Source organism: Mesorhizobium sp. CA12 (assembly GCF_020165255.1).
GTDB lineage: Bacteria > Pseudomonadota > Alphaproteobacteria > Rhizobiales > Rhizobiaceae > Mesorhizobium.
The window spans coordinates 395,754-413,467 of record NZ_JAIUHT010000002.1 but is presented as its reverse complement, the minus strand read 5'-3'; the positions used below and the strand labels follow the sequence as shown (position 1 = coordinate 413,467).

The following is a 17,714-nucleotide window of genomic DNA, read 5'->3' as shown; positions in this document are numbered from 1 at the left end:
GAATGGCCGGGAATTTCTCGTTCGATCAGTTGAAGAAAGCGGTCTCGAACGGCGAGATCGACACGGTGCTGGCCTGCATCGTCGATATGCAGGGCCGGCTCGCGGGAAAGCGCTTCCTGGCTCAGTATTTCGTCGATTCCGCACATGGCGAAACGCATGGCTGCAACTATCTCTTGGCCTGCGACATCGATATGGAGCCGGTGCCGGGCTACAAGGCGGCGAGCTGGTCGAAGGGCTATGGCGATTTCGTCATGAAGCCGGACCTGTCGACGCTGCGGCGCATTCCGTGGCTGGAGAAGACGGCGCTGGTCATTTGCGACGTGCTCGACCATCACACGCATGAGGATCTGGCCCACTCACCCCGCGCGATCCTGAAGAAGCAGGTCAAGCGCCTGCAGGAGCGCGGCTATATCGGCTATTTCGCCTCCGAGCTCGAATTCTATCTGTTCAGCGAAACCTACGAGTCCGCGCGCAAGAAGCACTGGCAGGGGCTCGATAGCGCCTCGCCCTATATCGGCGACTACCAGATCGGCATCACCAGCAAGGAAGAAGGCGTCATGCGCCGGCTTCGCAACGAGATGGAGGCCGCCGGCATTCCGATCGAGAATTCCAAGGGCGAGTGGGGTCCCGGCCAGGAAGAGATCAACGTGCGCTATGCCGAAGCGCTCGAGATGGCCGACCGCCACGTCATCCTGAAGAACGGCGCCAAGGAGATCGCCGATTCCGAGGGCAAGGCGATCTCCTTCATGGCCAAGTACAATTACGGGCTGGCCGGCAATTCCAGCCATATCCACAATTCGCTGTGGAGCGCGGACGGCAAGACGCCGCTGTTCTTCGACAAGACGGCCGACTGGACGCTGTCGAGCCTCGGCCAACAATGGGCGGCCGGGCAGCTCAAATACGCCAAGGAATTCACCTGGTTCCTAGCGCCCTACATCAACTCCTATAAGCGCTTCCAGGCCGGCACCTTCGCGCCGACCAAGATCATGTGGAGCGAGGACAACCGCACCGCCGGCTTCCGGCTGTGCGGCGAGGGCACCAAGGGCATCCGCATGGAATGCCGCATCGGCGGCGCCGATCTCAATCCGTATCTCGCCTTCGCCGCCCTGATCGCGTCCGGCCTTGCCGGCATCGACGAGAAGCTGGAGCTGCAGAAGCCGTTCGTTGGCGACGCCTATCAGGCCTCGCGTCTGCCCGAGATCCCGAAGACGCTGCGCGACGCCACCGAGACACTTTCGAAGTCGAAGATGCTGAAGCAGGCCTTCGGCGACGACGTGATCGAGCACTATGTGCACACCGCCCGCTGGGAGCAGTTCGAATATGACCGCCGCATCACGGATTGGGAGCTGCACAGGGGCTTTGAGAGGTACTAGGGGGCTGGGTTAGGGTCGGCGCCGCCCTCACCCTTACCCTTCCCCCGTGAAGAACGGGGAGAGGGGGTCGCCCGCGCAGGAGCTTCTCCCTTCTCCCCGTTACTATACGGGGAGAAGGTGCCGGCAGGCGGATGAGGGGCGGCGCCAAAGCCAAGTGATTTTCGATTGTTGTAAAACTGCGAGGAAGAAATGACCGAAACGGTCAAACTCAAATCCCCCATCGACGGATCGATCTATGCCGAGCGGCCGGTCGCGAGCGACCAGGCGATCAACGCGGCGGTCGAGCGCGCCAGGGCGGCGCAAGAAAAATGGGCCGAGACGCCGGTCGTCGAGCGCGGCAAATACATGTTGGCGATGCTGGAAGCCCTGGTTGCGATGACCGACGAGATCGTGCCCGAGATCGCCTGGCAGATGGGCCGGCCGGTACGCTATGGCGGCGAGTTCGGCGGCGTCAAGGAACGCACCAACTACATGGTCGAGATCGCCGAAGCCGCGCTGAAGCCGGTCCTGGCCTCCAACCCGAAGGACGGCTTCCGCCGCTATGTGAAGAAGGTGCCGCTCGGGGTCGTGCTGGTGATCGCGCCTTGGAACTATCCGTATCTCACAGCGGTCAACACGATCGTGCCGGCATTGATGGCGGGCAGCGCCGTTATCCTCAAGCATGCCGCGCAGACGCTGCTGGTCGGCGAGCGCTTCCAACAGGCTTTCGACAAGGCCGGCCTGCCAAAGGGGCTGTTCCAGAACCTGGTCATGAACCACGCCCAGACCGAGAAGCTGCTCGGCTCCGGCAAGATCGACCATGTCAATTTCACCGGCTCGGTCGGCGGCGGCCGCGCCATCGAGAAGGCCGCGGCCGGCACCTTCATGACGCTCGGCCTCGAGCTCGGTGGCAAGGACCCTGCCTATGTGCTGCCCGACGCCAAGATGGATCATGCGGTCGCCAATCTGGTCGACGGCGCTTTCTTCAATTCCGGCCAGTGCTGCTGCGGCATCGAGCGCGTCTATGTGCACGAAAAGGTCTATGACGAGTTCGTCGAGGGTTTTGTCGCCGAGACCAGGAATTATGTCGTCGGCAATCCGCTGGAGCAGGCGACGACCATGGGGCCGATGGCGCAGGCGCGTTTCGCCGACCTGATCCGCGAGCAAAAGGCCGAGGCGCTGCGCAAGGGCGCCAAGGCGCATATCGACATGAAGGTCGAGAACGACAGGCCAGGCTCGCCCTATCTGGCGCCGGAAGTGCTGACCGGGGTCGACCACCAGATGAGCGTCATGCGCGAAGAAAGTTTTGGGCCGATCGTCGGCATCATGAAGGTAAGCAATGACGAGGAGGCGATCGCGCTGATGAACGACAGCCCCTACGGACTGACGGCATCGATCTGGACGCGCGACACGGAGCGCGCGGTGGCCATCGGCGACCGCGTTGAAACCGGCACGGTGTTCATGAACCGCTGCGACTATCTCGACCCGGCGCTGGTCTGGACCGGCGTCAAGGACACCGGCAAGGGCGCCGCGCTCTCGGCCATCGGCTATGACAATCTGACCCGGCCGAAATCCTATCACCTGCGCGAAGCAATCTGACTTTTTGAAAGACAAGACATGTCCAAGCTGATCTCCAAATGGAACTACCCCACCACCGTCCGTTTCGGCGCCGGGCGTATCAAGGAACTGCCGGACGTGCTGGCTGCCGCGGGCATCAAGCGCCCGCTCTTCGTCACCGACCCGGGCCTGGCAAAACTTCCGGTCGTCGCTTCGACGCTGAAGATCCTCGACGACGCCAAGGTCCCCTACGGCGTTTTTTCGGAGGTGAAGCCGAACCCGGTCGAGTCCAATCTCACGGCCGGCATCGCCGTGTTCAAGAAGGGCAAGCATGACGGTGTCATCGCCTTCGGCGGCGGCTCGGCGCTCGATCTCGGCAAGCTGATCGCCTTCCAGGCCGGGCAAACGCGCCCGGTATGGGATTTCGAGGATGTCGGTGACTGGTGGACCAGGGCCAACTCGGACGCGATCGCGCCGATCATCGCGGTACCGACCACGGCGGGAACCGGCTCCGAGGTCGGCCGCGCCGGCGTCATCACCAATGAGGAGACCCACACCAAGAAGGTCATCTTCCATCCGAAGCTTTTGCCGGCGATCGTCATTGCCGATCCGGAGCTGTCGGTCGGCATGCCGGCCTTCATCACCGCCGGCACCGGCATGGATGCGCTTGCACATTGTCTCGAGGCCTATTGCGCGCCGGGCTATCACCCGATGGCCGACGGCATCGCGGTGGAAGGTATCCGGCTGGTGTTCGAGAACCTGCCCAAGGCTTTCGTCAACGGCAAGGATCTGGTTGCCCGCGCCCATATGATGAGCGCCGCCGCCATGGGCGCTGCCGCCTTCCAGAAGGGGCTGGGCGCCATCCATTCGCTGTCGCATCCGATCGGCGCGCTCTACGACACCCATCACGGCATGACCAATGCCGTGTTCATGCCTTATGTGCTGGCCTTCAACCGCGAGGCGATCGACGAGCGTATCGCCAGGCTCGCCGCCTATTGCGGCATCAAGGGCGGCTTCGACGGCTTCGCCAAGGCGATCGTCAAGCTGCGCAAGGAACTCAAGGTGCCGCATGCGTTGCCCGGCCTGATCAAGGGCCTCGACATGGACAAGAAGCGCAAGACGCTGATCGCCGACATGGCGGTGGTCGATCCTACGGCCGGCGGCAACCCGGTCAGGCTCACCAAGAAGGCGGCGCTGACGCTGCTCGAAAATGCGATCGCCGGCTCCGTCTGAGAGCCGGCTTTCAATGCCGAAGAGTTGACTGAAGAGACGTTCCAAAGGGGAAGGAGAGGGCAAAGGGCAAGGTGAATAACCATTAGCCGGAAAATTAAGCGCGGGCTAATTGCTACAGTCCGTTAAAAAGAGTTAACTTTTTTCGCCGCGGGGATCGGGTTTCAAAAAGCCTTCATCCGGCTGTCACACGAAAACGATACCCGCATCGCAGGCGCTTAAACGCGCCAGTTCAACGGAGAGAACACATGTTCAAGTTCACGGGGAAAGTGCTTTCCCTCTCGGCCGCGGCGCTCTTTGCGTCGACGGTGATTTCGTCCGCGGATTCGCTGGACGATCTCGTCAAGGCCGCGAAGGCTGAAGGCCAGCTCACCACCATCGCGCTTCCGCATGACTGGTGTGGCTACGGGGCAGTGATCGACGGTTTCAAGGCTAAGTATCCGGGGATCACCATCAACGAGCTCAATCCCGACGCCGGCTCGGGCGACGAGGTCGAGGCGATCAAGGCCAACAAGGACAACAAGGGCCCGCAGGCGCCCGACGTCATCGACGTCGGCCTGTCCTTCGGCCCGACCGCCAAGGCCGACGGCCTGCTGATGCCTTACAAGGTGTCGACCTGGGACTCGATCCCGGACAGCGCCAAGGATGCCGATGGTGCCTGGTATGGCGATTATTACGGCGTGCTGTCGTTCATGGTGAACAAGGACCTGGTCAAGGAATCGCCGACCGACTGGGCCGACCTGCAGAAGCCGGAATTCGCCAATTCGGTCGCGCTCGCCGGTGACCCGCGCGCGTCGAACCAGGCCATCCAGGCGGTCTATGCCTCCGGCCTGTCGTCGGGTGCCGCCGCTGGCGAAGCTGCCGGGAAAGCCGGCCTCGAGTTCTTCAAGAAGCTCAACGCCGCCGGCAACTTCGTTCCGGTCGTCGGCAAGCCGGCGACGCTGGCCCAGGGCCAGACGCCGATCCTGATCAACTGGGACTACAACGCGCTCGCCGGCCGCGACACGCTGAAGGGCAACCCGCCCGTCGACGTGATCGTGCCGAAGACCGGCGTCGTCGCCGGCGTCTATGTGCAGGCGATCAGCGCCTTCGCGCCGCATCCGAATGCCGCGAAGCTGTGGATGGAATACCTCTATTCCGACGAAGGCCAGATCGGCTGGCTGAAGGGCTATTGCCACCCGATCCGCTTCAACGATCTCGCCAAGAACGGCAAGATCCCGGCGGACGTGCTGGCCAAGCTGCCGCCGGCTGAGTCCTATGCCTCGGCGGCTTTCCCGACGCTCGACGAGCAGGGCAAGGCCAAGGAAGCCATCAGCAAGAACTGGGACGCCACTGTCGGCGCCAACGTCAAGTAAAGACTTGAAATGCACCGGGCGGCCGCCTGGCCGCCCGGCTTTCCCTCGAAGACGGTGCCGGGCACATGACCGATCTATCGCTTTCAAATCAGTCTATTGCCACCAAGCCCGCGCCGCCGACCGAAGCGACTGCTTTCCGCCTGCCGACGCAATGGATCGGCGTGGCGCCGTTCTTCGTCTTCGCCCTTATGTTCCTGATCATGCCGACGCTTTATCTCGTCATCGGCGCGTTTCAGACCGGGGAAGGCGGGTTTACGCTCGACAACGTCCTGCAGTTGGTCAGCGATCCTTCGATCGCCAATTCCTATTGGGTTTCGATCAAGATCAGCTTCTGGTCGGCCATCGTCGGCGCTTTTGCCGGACTGGCGATTGCCGTGGCCATCGTGCGCGGCGGCCTGCCCAGCTGGGTTCGCTCCGCGACGCTGACCTTCTCGGGCGTCGCCTCGAATTTTGCCGGCTTGCCGCTTGCCTTTGCGTTCATCGCAACGCTCGGCCGCGTCGGCATCGTGACGGTGCTGCTGCGCGACATATTCAACCTCAACATCTATGCCCTGGGGTTCAATTTCCTGACCACGTGGGGGCTGATCGTCGTCTATCTCTTCTTTCAGATCCCGCTGATGGTGGTGATCATCGTGCCGGCGATCGACGGCTTGAAGAAGGAATGGAACGAGGCGGCCGCCACGCTTGGCGCCACCCAGTGGCAGTACTGGCGCATGGTGGTGATACCGGTGCTGTTTCCGAGTTTCCTCGGCACCGTTATCCTTCTGTTCGCCAACGCCTTCGGCGCCATCGCAACGGCCTATGCGTTCGCCGGCCCGCAGCTCAACATCGTTCCCATCAAGCTCTATTCGCAGATCAACGGCGACGTGCTGCACAACCCGCAACTCGGTTACGCGATCGCCTTCGGCATGATCGTCATCACCGGACTGGCGAATGTCTTCTACATCTGGTTCCGGACCCGTTCCGAGAGGTGGCTGAAATGAAGTCTGGCAAATTCTGGGCCTGGGTCGTCTTCGGTATTGGCACGGCCTATTTCTTCATCCCGCTGCTGGCAACGTTCGAGTTTTCGTTGCGCATGCGACGCGGCGTCCATTCCTTCGACGCCTATCAAGTCGTGCTCGGCGATCCACGCTTCCAAGCGACGTTCCTGTATTCGGTGGTCGCCGCGATCTTCACCATCATTCTCGGCGTGCTGATCGTGGTGCCGGCCGCCTACTGGATCCGTCTCCGATTGCCTCAAATCAGGCCGATCGTCGAATTCATCACGCTGCTGCCGCTGGTCATTCCGGCGATCGTCATCGTCTTCGGCTATATCCGTATGTATGGCTCGAATTCGCCGCTGCCGTTCCTGGCCAGCGATCTCGGCGCCAGCGCCTTGCTGGTGATCGGCTATGCGACGCTGGCGCTACCCTACATGTACCGCGCCGTCGACACCGGCCTTCGTACCATCGATGTCAGAACGCTGACGGAAGCAGCCCAAATCCTCGGCGCCGGCTGGGGCACGATCATCACCCGCGTCATCCTGCCCAATGTGCTGATCGCGGTGCTGTCGGGTGCCTTCCTGACCTTCGCCATCGTCATCGGCGAATTCACCATGGCAAGCCTGCTCAATCGGCCGGCATTCGGCCCTTACCTGCAGAATATCGGCGCCAATCGTGCCTATGAGCCGGCTGCGCTTGCGATCATCGCCTTCGCCATCACCTGGGGCTGCATGTCGCTGATCCAGATCCTGTCCCGCTTCGCGCCGAAATCGGCGAACCGCCCAAATTGATCGAGAGAACCACGCCATGGCCGACCCATTCCTCTCCATCCAGCACGTTCGAAAATCCTTCGGTGCCACCACCGTGGTGGAGGACTTCAATCTCGACGTCGAGCCGGGCGAATTCGTCTCCTTCCTGGGGCCGTCCGGCTGCGGCAAAACCACGGTGTTGCGTATGGTCGCCGGCTTCGAGGAGCCCTCGGCCGGCAAGATCGTCGTCGGCGGCAAGGACATAACCAGGCTGAAGCCCAATCAGCGCAATGTCGGCATGGTGTTCCAGGCCTACGCGCTGTTCCCGAACCTGACGGTGGCGCAGAACATCGCCTTCGGGTTGAAGGTCGGTGGCATGCCGAAGGCCGATGCCGACAGGCGGGTCGCCGAGATGCTCGACATCATCAAGCTGCCGCAGATGGCCGACCGCTATCCCTACCAGCTTTCCGGCGGCCAGCAGCAGCGCATCGCGCTCGCGCGGGCGATTGCGCCGAAGCCGAAGCTGCTTCTGCTCGACGAGCCGCTGTCGGCGCTCGACGCCAAGGTGCGCGTGTCGCTGCGCGAGGAAATCCGATCGATCCAGAAGAAGCTCGGCATCACCACCATCTTCGTCACGCATGATCAGGAAGAGGCGCTGTCGATCTCCGACCGCATCGCGGTGATGTATGGCGGCAAGGCCGAGCAGGTCGGCACGCCGTTCGAGATCTACAACCGGCCGGCCACCAAATTCGTCGCCAATTTCGTCGGCACGCTCAACGTGCTGGAAGGCAAGGTCACCGACGCCGCGTCCGGCAAGGTGCAAGTCAACGCCCAGGAAGTGTCGCTCAAGGGCAAGCTCAACGGCTCGAAGTCAGGCGACACGCTGTCGCTGGCGCTGCGGCCCGAAGCCATCTCGCTGGGGCGCCAGCCCGGCCACGACACCAGCCTGTCGGGCGAGATCGCCGAAGTGCATTTCCTCGGTTCCGTCATCCGCGTGCGCGTCGGCATCGGCGGCAACACGGTATCGCTCGATACCTTCAACAACTCGGCGACACCGCCCCCTGCCGTAGGCGACAAGGCGGACATCTCCTTCTCATCGGGCGACATGCTGGTTCTGCATTGACGGCTCTGGCCCGTCCTGATGCCGATAAGACATGCCAGACGGTTCTCGGTGATATACGGCCGTCATCGGCATGTCCTGCGAGCACCCCTATGAGGCGGCGCGGGTTTGCCGGATAAATCAACAGTATCCTGTCTCAGGGTACTGACAAGCTTCGCGCTTCGCCGCTACGATGAGCCATGGCGCTGTTCGAACTCACCCTTGTCCTGCTGCTCATCGCCGTCGCGCTGACGGCGGTATCGCGATGGCTGGAGGTACCTTACCCGTCGCTGCTGGCGCTTGCCGGCGTTGGGCTTGCCTTCGTGCCGGGCGCGCCGATGATCGAGATCGATCCGGAACTGGCGCTGGCGCTGTTCATCGCGCCGGTGCTGCTCGACGCTGCCTATGACACCTCGTTGCGCGACCTGAAGCGCTACCGGCTGTCGCTTGCCTTGCTGGCGCTTGGCGCGGTCGTCTTCACGGCGGTGGTCGTTGCCTTTATCGGCTGGAAGATGGCCGGCCTGCCGATCGCGGCGGCGATCGCGCTCGGCGCCATCGTCGCGCCGCCAGATGCGGTCGCCGCAAGCGCGGTGCTCAATCAGTTCAAGGTGCCGCACCGTCTGACTGCCGTCCTGCAGGGCGAGAGCCTGCTCAACGATGCCACGGCGCTGCTGATCTACCGGATATCGGTTTCAGCCGCCATCGGCACACTCATGCTCAAAGACGCAGTGCCCGTCATCCTGCTTGCAACGGTCGGCAGCGTTATCGCCGGCTATCTGTTCGGCCGAGTGTCGCGGCTCACGCTGACACGCATCGAGGACGCGGCAAGCAGCACCGTGGTGCAGTTCGCCGGAACCTTCGCCGTCTGGATCATTGCCGACAAGCTCGGCCTCTCCGCCATCATCACCATCGTCGTCTATGCCATCACCATCGCGCGCACCACGCCGCGCCGCATGTCGGCCAGACGCCGCGTCAGCGCCTATTCGGTCTGGGAATCGGCGGTGTTCGTGCTCAATGTGCTGGCTTTCGTGCTGATGGGCCTGCAGGCACGGTCGATCATCGGCCGGCTGGCCGACGATGGGCAGGGCAAGGCATTCGTCTTCGCCGCGACGGTTCTTACCGTCGTCATCGTGGCGCGCCTCGTCTGGGTGGCGGGGTATGTCGCGATCATCCGATGGTTTGCCCGCAACGACAGCGAGGAAGAAAAGCAGGATGCGCCGACATTTGCCGGTGCCGCGCTTGTCGGCTGGTGCGGCATGCGCGGGCTGGTGACGCTGGTCGCCGCCATTGCCTTGCCGGCCGGCTTTCCCGGGCGTGACCCGATCGTGCTTGCCGCTTTCGCGGTCGTGCTCGGCACGCTGGTGCTGCAAGGCATGAGCCTGAAGGTTCTGCTGCGCTGGCTCAATTTCCCGCGCGATACGACGATCGATCGCGAGGTGGCCGAAGCGCGCGTCGCCATCATGCAGGCCGCGCTCGATGTGCTGAGCCGCAAGACCTCGTCGGCTGCCGCCGTCGTGCGCGAACAGTACGAGGCGCAGCGGCGGATCGCCGAAAATCCCGACGACGCGCAGGCCGCGACGGAATACGACCGGTTGCGCCTCTACGCCATCAAGCGGCAGCGCGACACGCTGGAGGAACTGCGCAGCAACGGCACGATCGGCGACGAAGCCTATCACCGGCTGGAGGAGGAGATCGACTGGTCGGAACTTGCGGCGTCGCCCGCCGGAAGCTTCCAGCCGCTGACGACTTATTAGAGCGCCGGTTCGCCGATTTCCACTGGACTATTCCGCTTGCCCCGCCGGTCCATTGCAACGCAAGGGGCGGGGCGCTACTGCGATCACCAGAAGTGAGCCGGTTAATCAATGAAGCTGATCAGCTACAATATCCAGTATGGCTACGGCAGCGACGGGCGCTACGATCTCAGCCGCTGCGCCAGGCTGGTGGACGGCGCCGACATCGTCGCGCTGCAGGAAGTCGAGCGGCATTGGCAGCGCAGCAACGAAGACGACCAGCCCGAGATCCTGTCCAGCTTGCTGCCCGGCTATTACTGGGCCTACGGCCCCGCCTTCGACATGGATGCCAGCGAGAAGCGCGATGGCCGTCTCGTCAACCGCCGGCGGCAGTTCGGCACGATGGTGCTGTCGAAGCTGCCGATCGTCTGGTCGCGGCTGCACACTTTGCCGCAGCGGCGGACGCTGAGGCCGCTCAACACCCGCAATGCGGCGCTCGAATGCATGATCCGCACGCCGGCGGGACCGGTGCGGGTGCTTTCGTTGCATCTGGCGCATATCGCGGCTGAAGAGCGGCTGGAGCAGATCGATTACCTGCTTGCCGAACATCGCCGCGCGCCGTCCGACGGCGGCCCCTGGAGCGGCGTCGACGACGAGCCGCAGCGCAACTGGTCGAACGGTCAGCCGGAACCGGAAAACCCGTTGGCGGCGATCTGGCTGGGCGACTTCAACATGGAGCCGGGCAGCGCCGAATACCAGCGCATCGTCGGTGATACGCCCTACCATCGCGGCGCTGCCTATATCGACGGCTTCGTCGATGCCGCGGCCGTCGCCAGCGAGCAGGGGCCGGACTTCCATACGCACGAAAAGATCATCGACGGCAGGCTGGCGAAACGACGGCTAGATCATTGCTTCGTCGGCGGCATGCTGGCCGGGCGGGTGCGTTCTGTGAGCGCCGATATCGGCGAGGTGGCTTCCGACCATTTCCCGCTCAGGATCGATATCGATCTGGAAATGCCGGGCATCGCGTCAGGCCTGGCGGGCAGGTGAGGCAGGCATGACGCTGTTCGTCGTCCTGGCGGTGCTTTCGGCGGCGGCCATGCATGCGATCTGGAACGCGCTGGTCAAGGTGCATCTCGACCGCTTCCTGTCGATCACACTGATGACGCTCGGCATGGGCTTTGCGGCGCTGGTCGCGCTTCCCTTCGTCGAGGTGCCAAAGGCCGAAGTTTGGCCCTACATCTTCGCCTCGGTGATCTTCCACATGGGCTACCGCACTTTCTTGATCGGCGCCTACAAGGCCGGCGATTTCGCTCAGACCTATCCGCTGGCGCGCGGCACCGCGCCATTGCTCTCGGCGCTCGGCGGCATCGTCCTGATCGGCGAGGTTCCGGCGCCATTCGCCATCCTCGGCATCGTGCTTCTGTCGGCGGGCACGCTGGTCATGTCGTTTCGGGGCGGGGCGCATCTGGAGAAGCTCAATCTGCGCGCAGTCGGCTTCGCGCTCGGCACATCGATCTTCATCGCCAGCTACACACTCTCCGACGGCAGCGGCGCGCGGCTGGCGGCAACCGCGCAAAGCTATGCGGCCTGGCTGTTCGTCTGCGATGCGACGTGGGCGCTTTTGCTGTGCATCTTCTTTCGCGGGCCGCGGTCGCTGCCTGTGCTGGCGCGCGACTGGAAGGCCGGGCTGTTCACCGGCGTGCTCAGCGGCGCGGCCTATTGGATCGTGATGTGGGCAATGACCAAGGCGCCGATCGCCTCGGTCGCGTCGCTGCGCGAGACCTCGATCCTGTTTGCCATGCTGATCTCGGTGCTGGCGCTGGGCGAGAAGATGACCGTCTGGCGCGCTGCCGCGGCGCTCGGCATCGTTGCCGGCGTCGCGGCGCTCAGAATGGGTTGAAGACAGACCCTCAGCCGAGGACGGTCATTACCTGGCCGCGCTTTTCCGGACTGAAGCGGATGACGACGATGAGGCAGACGGCGACCACGCCGGCAAACAGGGCCAGCGCAAAGCCGTAGCTGCTTCCCGGCGCTTCGGCAATGCCGGCCTGATAGGGACCGCCATAGGAAGCGGCGAGGTTGCCGGCCTGATAGATGAAGCCGGGCAGCGTCGCCCGCACCGAGCCCGGCGACAATTCGTTGAGATGCACCGGGATAACGCCCCAGGCGCCCTGCACCGCGACCTGCATGATGAATGCGCCGATCGCCAGCATGAAGGGCGTGGTCGTGTAGGCCCAGAGCGGGATTGCCGGCAGGGCGATCACACAAGCGAGCGTGATGGCGTTGATTCGGCCAATCTTCTCGGACAGCGCGCCGAAGGCCAGGCCGCCGACGATCGCGCCGATATTGGCGACGATGGTGATCCAGCTCACCGTGTGCGTGTCGAAGCCGTGCTGCTTCTTCAGGAAGGTCGGATAGAGGTCCTGCGTGCCATGGCTGAAGAAGTTGAAGAACATCATCAGCACCACGGCGTAGAGCGCGATCCGCCAGTGCTTCCGCAACGTTTCTAAAAGGCCGGGCCGCGTCTGGGCGCGGCCTTCGACGAAGGCCGGCGATTCCGGCACATGCGAGCGGATGAAGAGCACGATCAGCGCCGGCAGGAAGCTCAGGAGGAACATGGCGCGCCAACCGAAGGTGAAGTCGCCGATCTTCTGCCCGTAGAGCAGCCCGTAGACGACCGCGGCCAGCAGATAGCCGGCCGGATAGCCGCATTGCAGAATGCCCGAGACCGTGCCGCGCGCGCTTGGCGGAATGGATTCCATGGCGAGCGAGCTGCCCAGACCCCATTCGCCTCCCATGGCTATGCCGAACAGGGCACGCAGCGCCAGGAATATGCCGAGATTGGGCGAGAAGGCGGCCAAGGCGCCGATCACCGAATAGCTGACGATATTGAGCATCAGAATGGGCTTGCGGCCGTATCTGTCGGCAAGCACGCCGAAGAAGAACGCGCCGATGAAACGCGTCGCCAGTGTCAGGAACAGTGCTTTGGAGACCGCCGGCACGTCGGTCTGGAATTCAGCGGCAATATCGGTGAGCAGGAATGTCAGAAGGAAGAAATCAAAAGCGTCGAGCGTCCAGCCGAGGAACGATGCGGTTACGGTTTTCTTCTGCTCGGGGGTGAGGTTCAAGGCAGTGCTCCTTTTGCATCCCCCGAAAGCACGATATGTTCCAGGGCGGGCAAAAGAGAACGGGACGGCCGCCGGATTTGAGCTGGCGAGCGGTCACATTTGCGTCACCTCCAGATCGATGACCATCAGCCCGTCGGTGCCGCCTTCGAGCGCGGCGACCAGGCGCGCGCCGGCGCGCTGATGCGCCTCGTGAACGAGGTAGGCGTCGCGCGCGGCGGCATCGCGGAAGTCGATGGTGAAGCCGTGGTCGAAGCCGCGCCCGAACGGCTCCGGGCTGACATTGGCGCTGAACTGCACCCTGTCCATGCCTTCGATAATGGCGCGCAAGGCTTCGAGATCAGCGTGAATCGCCGCGCGCTCGATTTCAGGAACGTCGTTGCGAAAGCGGACAAAGACGCAATGCCGGATCATCGTTGATGCTCATGCCGCCTGATTGCCCTTGAACACGGCCGGCGGCAGCGGCTCGCGGCCGAGGATGAGATCGGCGCCCTTTTCGCCGACCATGATGGTGGGCGCGTTGGTGTTGGAGGAGGGAACGCGCGGCATCACCGACGCATCGCAGACGCGGAGACCGTCGATGCCGCGCAGCCTCAAATCCGGCGTCACCACGGCCATCGCATCATGCCCCATGCGGCAGGTGCCGACGGGGTGGTGGTCGGTCTTCGACGTGCGGCAGGCGTAGTCGAAAAGGTCCGCGTCGCTTTGCAGGGCAGGGCCGGGCAGCACCTCGCGCAGCACATAGGGCTGCAGCGCCTTCTGCCGCATGATCTCGCGAGCCAGCCGCAGGCCCTTGATCGACATGTCGCGGTCGTAAGGATCGGACCAGTAGTTCGGATCGATCAGCGGGTGGTCGGCGGGGTCGGCGCTCTTCAATCGCACCGTGCCGCGCGAGCGCGGGCGCAGGAAGGCGGAGTTCAGCGTCACGCCCGGATTCTTCAGCTTCTCGACGCCTGCCTCGATGCCGGAGCCGAGGCCGAGATGGAACTGGATGTCGGGCGAGGCGGCGGTCGGGTCGGCGTACCAGAAGCCGCCGGTCTCGAACAGGCTTGAGGCGACGGGGCCCTTCTTGAGCAGCAGATATTGCAAGCCGGCCCACATCGTGCGGTGCAGCTTGGCGTAATTGTCATAGGTGTGGTCGCCGGTGCATTCGGCGATGACGAAAAGGTCGAGATGATCCTGCATGTTGGAGCCGACGCCGGGCAGGTCATGCACGGGCGTGACGCCAACCGACTTCAGATGATCGGCCGGGCCGATGCCTGATTGCAGCAGAAGTTTCGGCGAGCCGATCGCGCCCGACGAGACGATCACCTCGCGTTCGACGCGCAATATGGTCTTCTCGCCGCCCGGCTTGTCGACGATCTCGACGCCGACGGCGCGGCCCTTCTCGACGACGACGCGGGTGACGAGCACATCGGTCCTGACCGTCAGGTTCTTGCGGCTGCGGATCGGCTTCAGATAGGCCACGGAGGCTGATGAACGCCGCGCATCCTTCTGGGTCAGCTGATAGTAGCCGACGCCTTCCTGGCTGGCGCCGTTGAAGTCGGGGTTGAACGGAATGCCCATTTCCTGCCCGGCGCGAAAATAGGCCTCGCAGATCGGCAGCGGCGAGATCGGGTTGGAGACGCCGAGCGGTCCCTGGTCGCCATGGAAATCGTTCGCGAAGCGCTGGTTGTTCTCGGCGCGCTTGAAATAGGGCAGCACATCGCGATAGCCCCAGCCGATCAGTCCCTCTTCCTTCTCCCAGGCGTCATAGTCGCGGGCATTGCCGCGCGTGTAGATTTGGGCGTTGATCGATGAGCCGCCGCCGACGACCTTGGCCTGCGTGTACCAGAAGACGCGGTCCTTCATGTGCCTCTGCGGCACTGTCGACCAGCCCCAGGAGGCGATGCCCTTGGTCATCTTGGCAAAGCCCGCCGGCATGTGGATCAGCGGATGCCAGTCCTTGCCGCCGGCCTCCAGAAGCAGGACGGAATTGGACGGATCCTCGCTCAGCCGGTTGGCGAGAACGCAGCCGGCCGGACCGGCGCCGACGATGATGTAGTCAGCCATGGTTCCTCACAAGCGTGGCACGGAGAGCGCGCCGTCGACATCGATGACCGATCCGGTCGAAAAGGCGAACTTTCCGGAGGCAAGCGCGGCCACGACAGTGCCGATATCGCCTGCTTCGCCCCATCGTTTTGCCGGCACCAGCCCACTCTCGATCAGCGCGTCATATTTGGCGGAAACGCCAGCCGTCATATCGGTTCGGATGATGCCCGGCCGGACCTCGAACACGCCGATATTTTCGGGTGCGAGCCGCAGCGCCAGGTTCTTCACCCACATCGAAAGCCCGGCCTTGGAGATGCAGTAGTCGGCACGTTCCGGCGAAGCCATGGCGGCGCTGACCGAGGTGATGGTGATGATCGATCGGACGGCGTTTGCGGATGCCGCAAGCATGACCTTGGCGACGGCCTGGCTGAGGAACACTGTACCGCGCAGGTTGATATCCAGAGCGCGGTCGAAATTCTCCGGCTTCAGCTCCAACAGATCGCCGCGCACCACGGCGCCGACGCCGGCGTTGTTGACCAGGCAATCGATGCGGGCGAAGGCGTTGATTGCAGCATCAACGAGCGCAGGGTGGCTTGCGAGGTCAGCGATGTCGCATTGGGCGTAAGCGAACTTCGCGCCGCGCGTATTGATGTTTTCGGCGAGTCCGGCTGCAGGCTTCTTCGCAAGATCGGCGATTAAAATGTCGAAGCCGGCATCCGCCAGCGCTTCGGCGCAAGCGAGGCCGATGCCACGCGCGCCGCCGGTGACAATGGCCGCGGGGCGGGTCATTGGAGACTGGCCTTTTGGATGCCAGCGCCGCCCCTCATCGCCCTACCGGGCACTTCTCCCCGTATAGTGACGGGGAGAAGGAAGCCTTTGTCGCCGGCTTCGCCAATCGCCAGAGCTGCAGAGTGGGTGCCGGCGTTGCGGCCAGCCTTCTTCTCCCCGTTTACGGGGAGAAGGTGCCGGCAGGCGGATGAGGGGCGGCGCCGGCCTATCATGAAGAAAGCTCCGTCCTGCGGAGATAGTCGGCAACCCGCAGCGCCTGCGCGGCGATCGACAGCGCCGGGTTGACGGCGGCCGATGTCGGCAGGAAGCCGCCGTCGACGACGAACAGGTTTGGATGGTCCCAGGCACGGCAGAAGGGGTCGAGCGGCGATGTTGCGGGGTCGTTGCCGATCTTCACGGTGCCGCATTGGTGCGACGGCGTGCGCTTGTCGAAGGGCCGCGACAGCACGATCGGATAGCCGCAGGCGCGAAGGTTCTCGCGCATGACCTTGGTCAGGCCATCCAGCGACTGCATGTTGGAGCGCCGCCATTGCATGATGATCTCCTTGCCGTCGACCATGATGCGGCTTTCGGGATCGGGCAGGTCCTCGCACATCAGGTACCAGTCGACGGCGTGGCCGGCCATGAAGTCGAGCATGAATTTCGGCATCCTCTTCACATTGGCCTTGAGCATGTTGCCGTCGATCTTGCCGAGCAGCTGCACATTGCCGAGCGGCTTGCCGTCCTTGCCGTCGGACAGGTAGTAATCGTTGAGCATCAGCGTCTTCTGGTAGACGCTATCGTTGCGGCGGCGCGGGTCGATCGCCAGCATCGCGCTCGAATTGTGGTTCATGAAATTGCGCCCGACCTGGTCGGAGCTGTTGGCGAGGCCGTTGCCGGCAGCGGAGGGCGAGCGCAGCAGGATGGCGGCCGAATTGATCGCGCCGGCGGACAGGACGACGAGCTTCGGCGACAGCGTCTTGTGGGCGCCGTTCTGGGTGTAGTGGATGGCGGCGATCGACTTGCCGTCCGGCGCGGTTTCGAGCCAGTCGACATGCGCGCCGGTCTCGAGCCGGATGTTCTTGTCGGTGAGCGCCGCCGTCAGCGGTCCAGTCTGGGCGTCGATCTTGCCCTGGCCGGTGTTGGGGAAGGCGTCCCAGCCCGTCTTGCCTTCTTTCAGCCAGGCCTCGATGTCGACGCCGAGCGGCAGCGAAGCTGGGTGCAGTCCAAGGCTCTTCAGTTCGGCGCGGGCGCGCGCGATCGGCGGCTCGTCCGGCACCGGCTTGAAGGCATAGGGGATCGAATGGAACGGCTCGGTCGGGTCTTCGCCCAGCGTGCCGCGAACCCGAAACAACTGCTCGGCCTTCGAATACCATGGCTCGAATTCGTCATAGGAAAACGGCCAGGCCGGCGAGACGCCGCCGAAATGCTCGAGCTCGGAAAAATCCTCCTTGCGGTAACGGATCAGGACGGCGCCGAAGAACTTCGAATTGCCGCCGACATAGTAGTAGTTGCCCGGGTTGAAGGCGGCACCGCCGGCCTCGCGCCACATCTCCTTCGGCCGGTAGTGCTCGTCGATGAAGATGGAGCGCGTCGAGCGCGCATGCGGCGTCGCGGGCAGCGGCTCGCCACGCTCCAGGATCAGGATCGAGGCGCCGCTGCCGGCCAAGCCGGAGGCGATCGTGGCGCCGCCGATGCCGGAGCCGATGATGACGATATCCGGGTTTGCCATAGC

15 protein-coding genes are annotated in these 17,714 nt (G+C 63.7%); 10 read left to right on the top strand and 5 right to left on the bottom strand.

Annotated features, from left to right (window positions below; translation table 11 throughout):
• The first annotated feature begins 2 nt into the window (after positions 1-2).
• The 10 genes from LB520_RS06085 (at position 3) to LB520_RS06040 (ending at position 11,955) form a co-directional block, all read left to right on the top strand.
• Complete coding sequence (locus LB520_RS06085) at positions 3-1,373, top strand: glutamine synthetase family protein (RefSeq protein ID WP_224636819.1); 1,371 nt, start codon at positions 3-5, stop codon at positions 1,371-1,373.
• Positions 1,374-1,562: 189 nt separating this feature from the next.
• On the top strand, positions 1,563-2,951 hold the full coding sequence (locus LB520_RS06080) for an aldehyde dehydrogenase family protein (protein ID WP_224636817.1): 1,389 nt from the start codon (positions 1,563-1,565) through the stop codon (positions 2,949-2,951).
• Between the two features lie 18 nt (positions 2,952-2,969).
• Positions 2,970-4,142, top strand: a complete 1,173-nt coding sequence (locus LB520_RS06075) for an iron-containing alcohol dehydrogenase (protein WP_224636814.1) — start codon at positions 2,970-2,972, stop codon at positions 4,140-4,142.
• A gap of 245 nt (positions 4,143-4,387) precedes the next feature.
• Positions 4,388-5,494, top strand: a complete 1,107-nt coding sequence (locus tag LB520_RS06070) for an ABC transporter substrate-binding protein (protein WP_095766294.1) — start codon at positions 4,388-4,390, stop codon at positions 5,492-5,494.
• 65 nt (positions 5,495-5,559) lie between these two features.
• Entirely contained in the window at positions 5,560-6,477 is a 918-nt protein-coding gene (locus LB520_RS06065; RefSeq protein WP_095766295.1) for an ABC transporter permease, read from the top strand.
• Complete coding sequence (locus tag LB520_RS06060) at positions 6,474-7,265, top strand: ABC transporter permease (protein ID WP_095766296.1); 792 nt, start codon at positions 6,474-6,476, stop codon at positions 7,263-7,265. The genes LB520_RS06065 and LB520_RS06060 overlap by 4 nt, the downstream gene beginning before the upstream one ends.
• Before the next feature lie 16 nt (positions 7,266-7,281).
• Positions 7,282-8,346 carry an ABC transporter ATP-binding protein gene (locus tag LB520_RS06055; protein ID WP_224636813.1) on the top strand — a complete coding sequence of 355 codons (1,065 nt, stop codon included), beginning with the start codon at positions 7,282-7,284 and terminating at the stop codon, positions 8,344-8,346.
• Between the two features lie 176 nt (positions 8,347-8,522).
• A complete protein-coding gene (locus LB520_RS06050; protein WP_224636811.1) occupies positions 8,523-10,076 on the top strand; it encodes a cation:proton antiporter in 1,554 nt (517 codons plus the stop codon).
• A gap of 108 nt (positions 10,077-10,184) precedes the next feature.
• Positions 10,185-11,102 (top strand): endonuclease/exonuclease/phosphatase family protein, encoded by a 918-nt coding sequence (locus LB520_RS06045; protein WP_224636809.1) that lies wholly within the window; start codon positions 10,185-10,187, stop codon positions 11,100-11,102.
• A gap of 7 nt (positions 11,103-11,109) precedes the next feature.
• Positions 11,110-11,955, top strand: coding sequence for an EamA family transporter (locus LB520_RS06040; protein WP_095766300.1), 846 nt, complete (start codon positions 11,110-11,112; stop codon positions 11,953-11,955).
• A gap of 10 nt (positions 11,956-11,965) precedes the next feature.
• Here the strand turns inward: LB520_RS06040 and LB520_RS06035 are convergent, their stop codons facing one another.
• The 5 genes from LB520_RS06035 to LB520_RS06015 form a co-directional block, all read right to left on the bottom strand.
• Positions 11,966-13,183: an MFS transporter gene (locus tag LB520_RS06035; protein WP_095766301.1), complete on the bottom strand. Its 1,218-nt coding sequence runs from the start codon at positions 13,181-13,183 to the stop codon at positions 11,966-11,968.
• A 93-nt stretch (positions 13,184-13,276) separates the two neighbouring features.
• The gene (locus tag LB520_RS06030; RefSeq protein WP_224636808.1) at positions 13,277-13,594 is read right to left on the bottom strand and encodes a Dabb family protein; all 318 of its coding nucleotides are present in this window, start codon (positions 13,592-13,594) and stop codon (positions 13,277-13,279) included.
• Between the two features lie 9 nt (positions 13,595-13,603).
• Complete coding sequence (locus tag LB520_RS06025; protein ID WP_224636807.1) at positions 13,604-15,232, bottom strand: GMC family oxidoreductase; 1,629 nt, start codon at positions 15,230-15,232, stop codon at positions 13,604-13,606.
• Between the two features lie 6 nt (positions 15,233-15,238).
• Positions 15,239-16,000, bottom strand: coding sequence for a 3-ketoacyl-ACP reductase (locus tag LB520_RS06020; RefSeq protein WP_224636806.1), 762 nt, complete (start codon positions 15,998-16,000; stop codon positions 15,239-15,241).
• A gap of 208 nt (positions 16,001-16,208) precedes the next feature.
• Positions 16,209-17,711, bottom strand: coding sequence for a GMC oxidoreductase (locus LB520_RS06015; protein ID WP_224636805.1), 1,503 nt, complete (start codon positions 17,709-17,711; stop codon positions 16,209-16,211).
• Positions 17,712-17,714 lie beyond the last annotated feature (3 nt).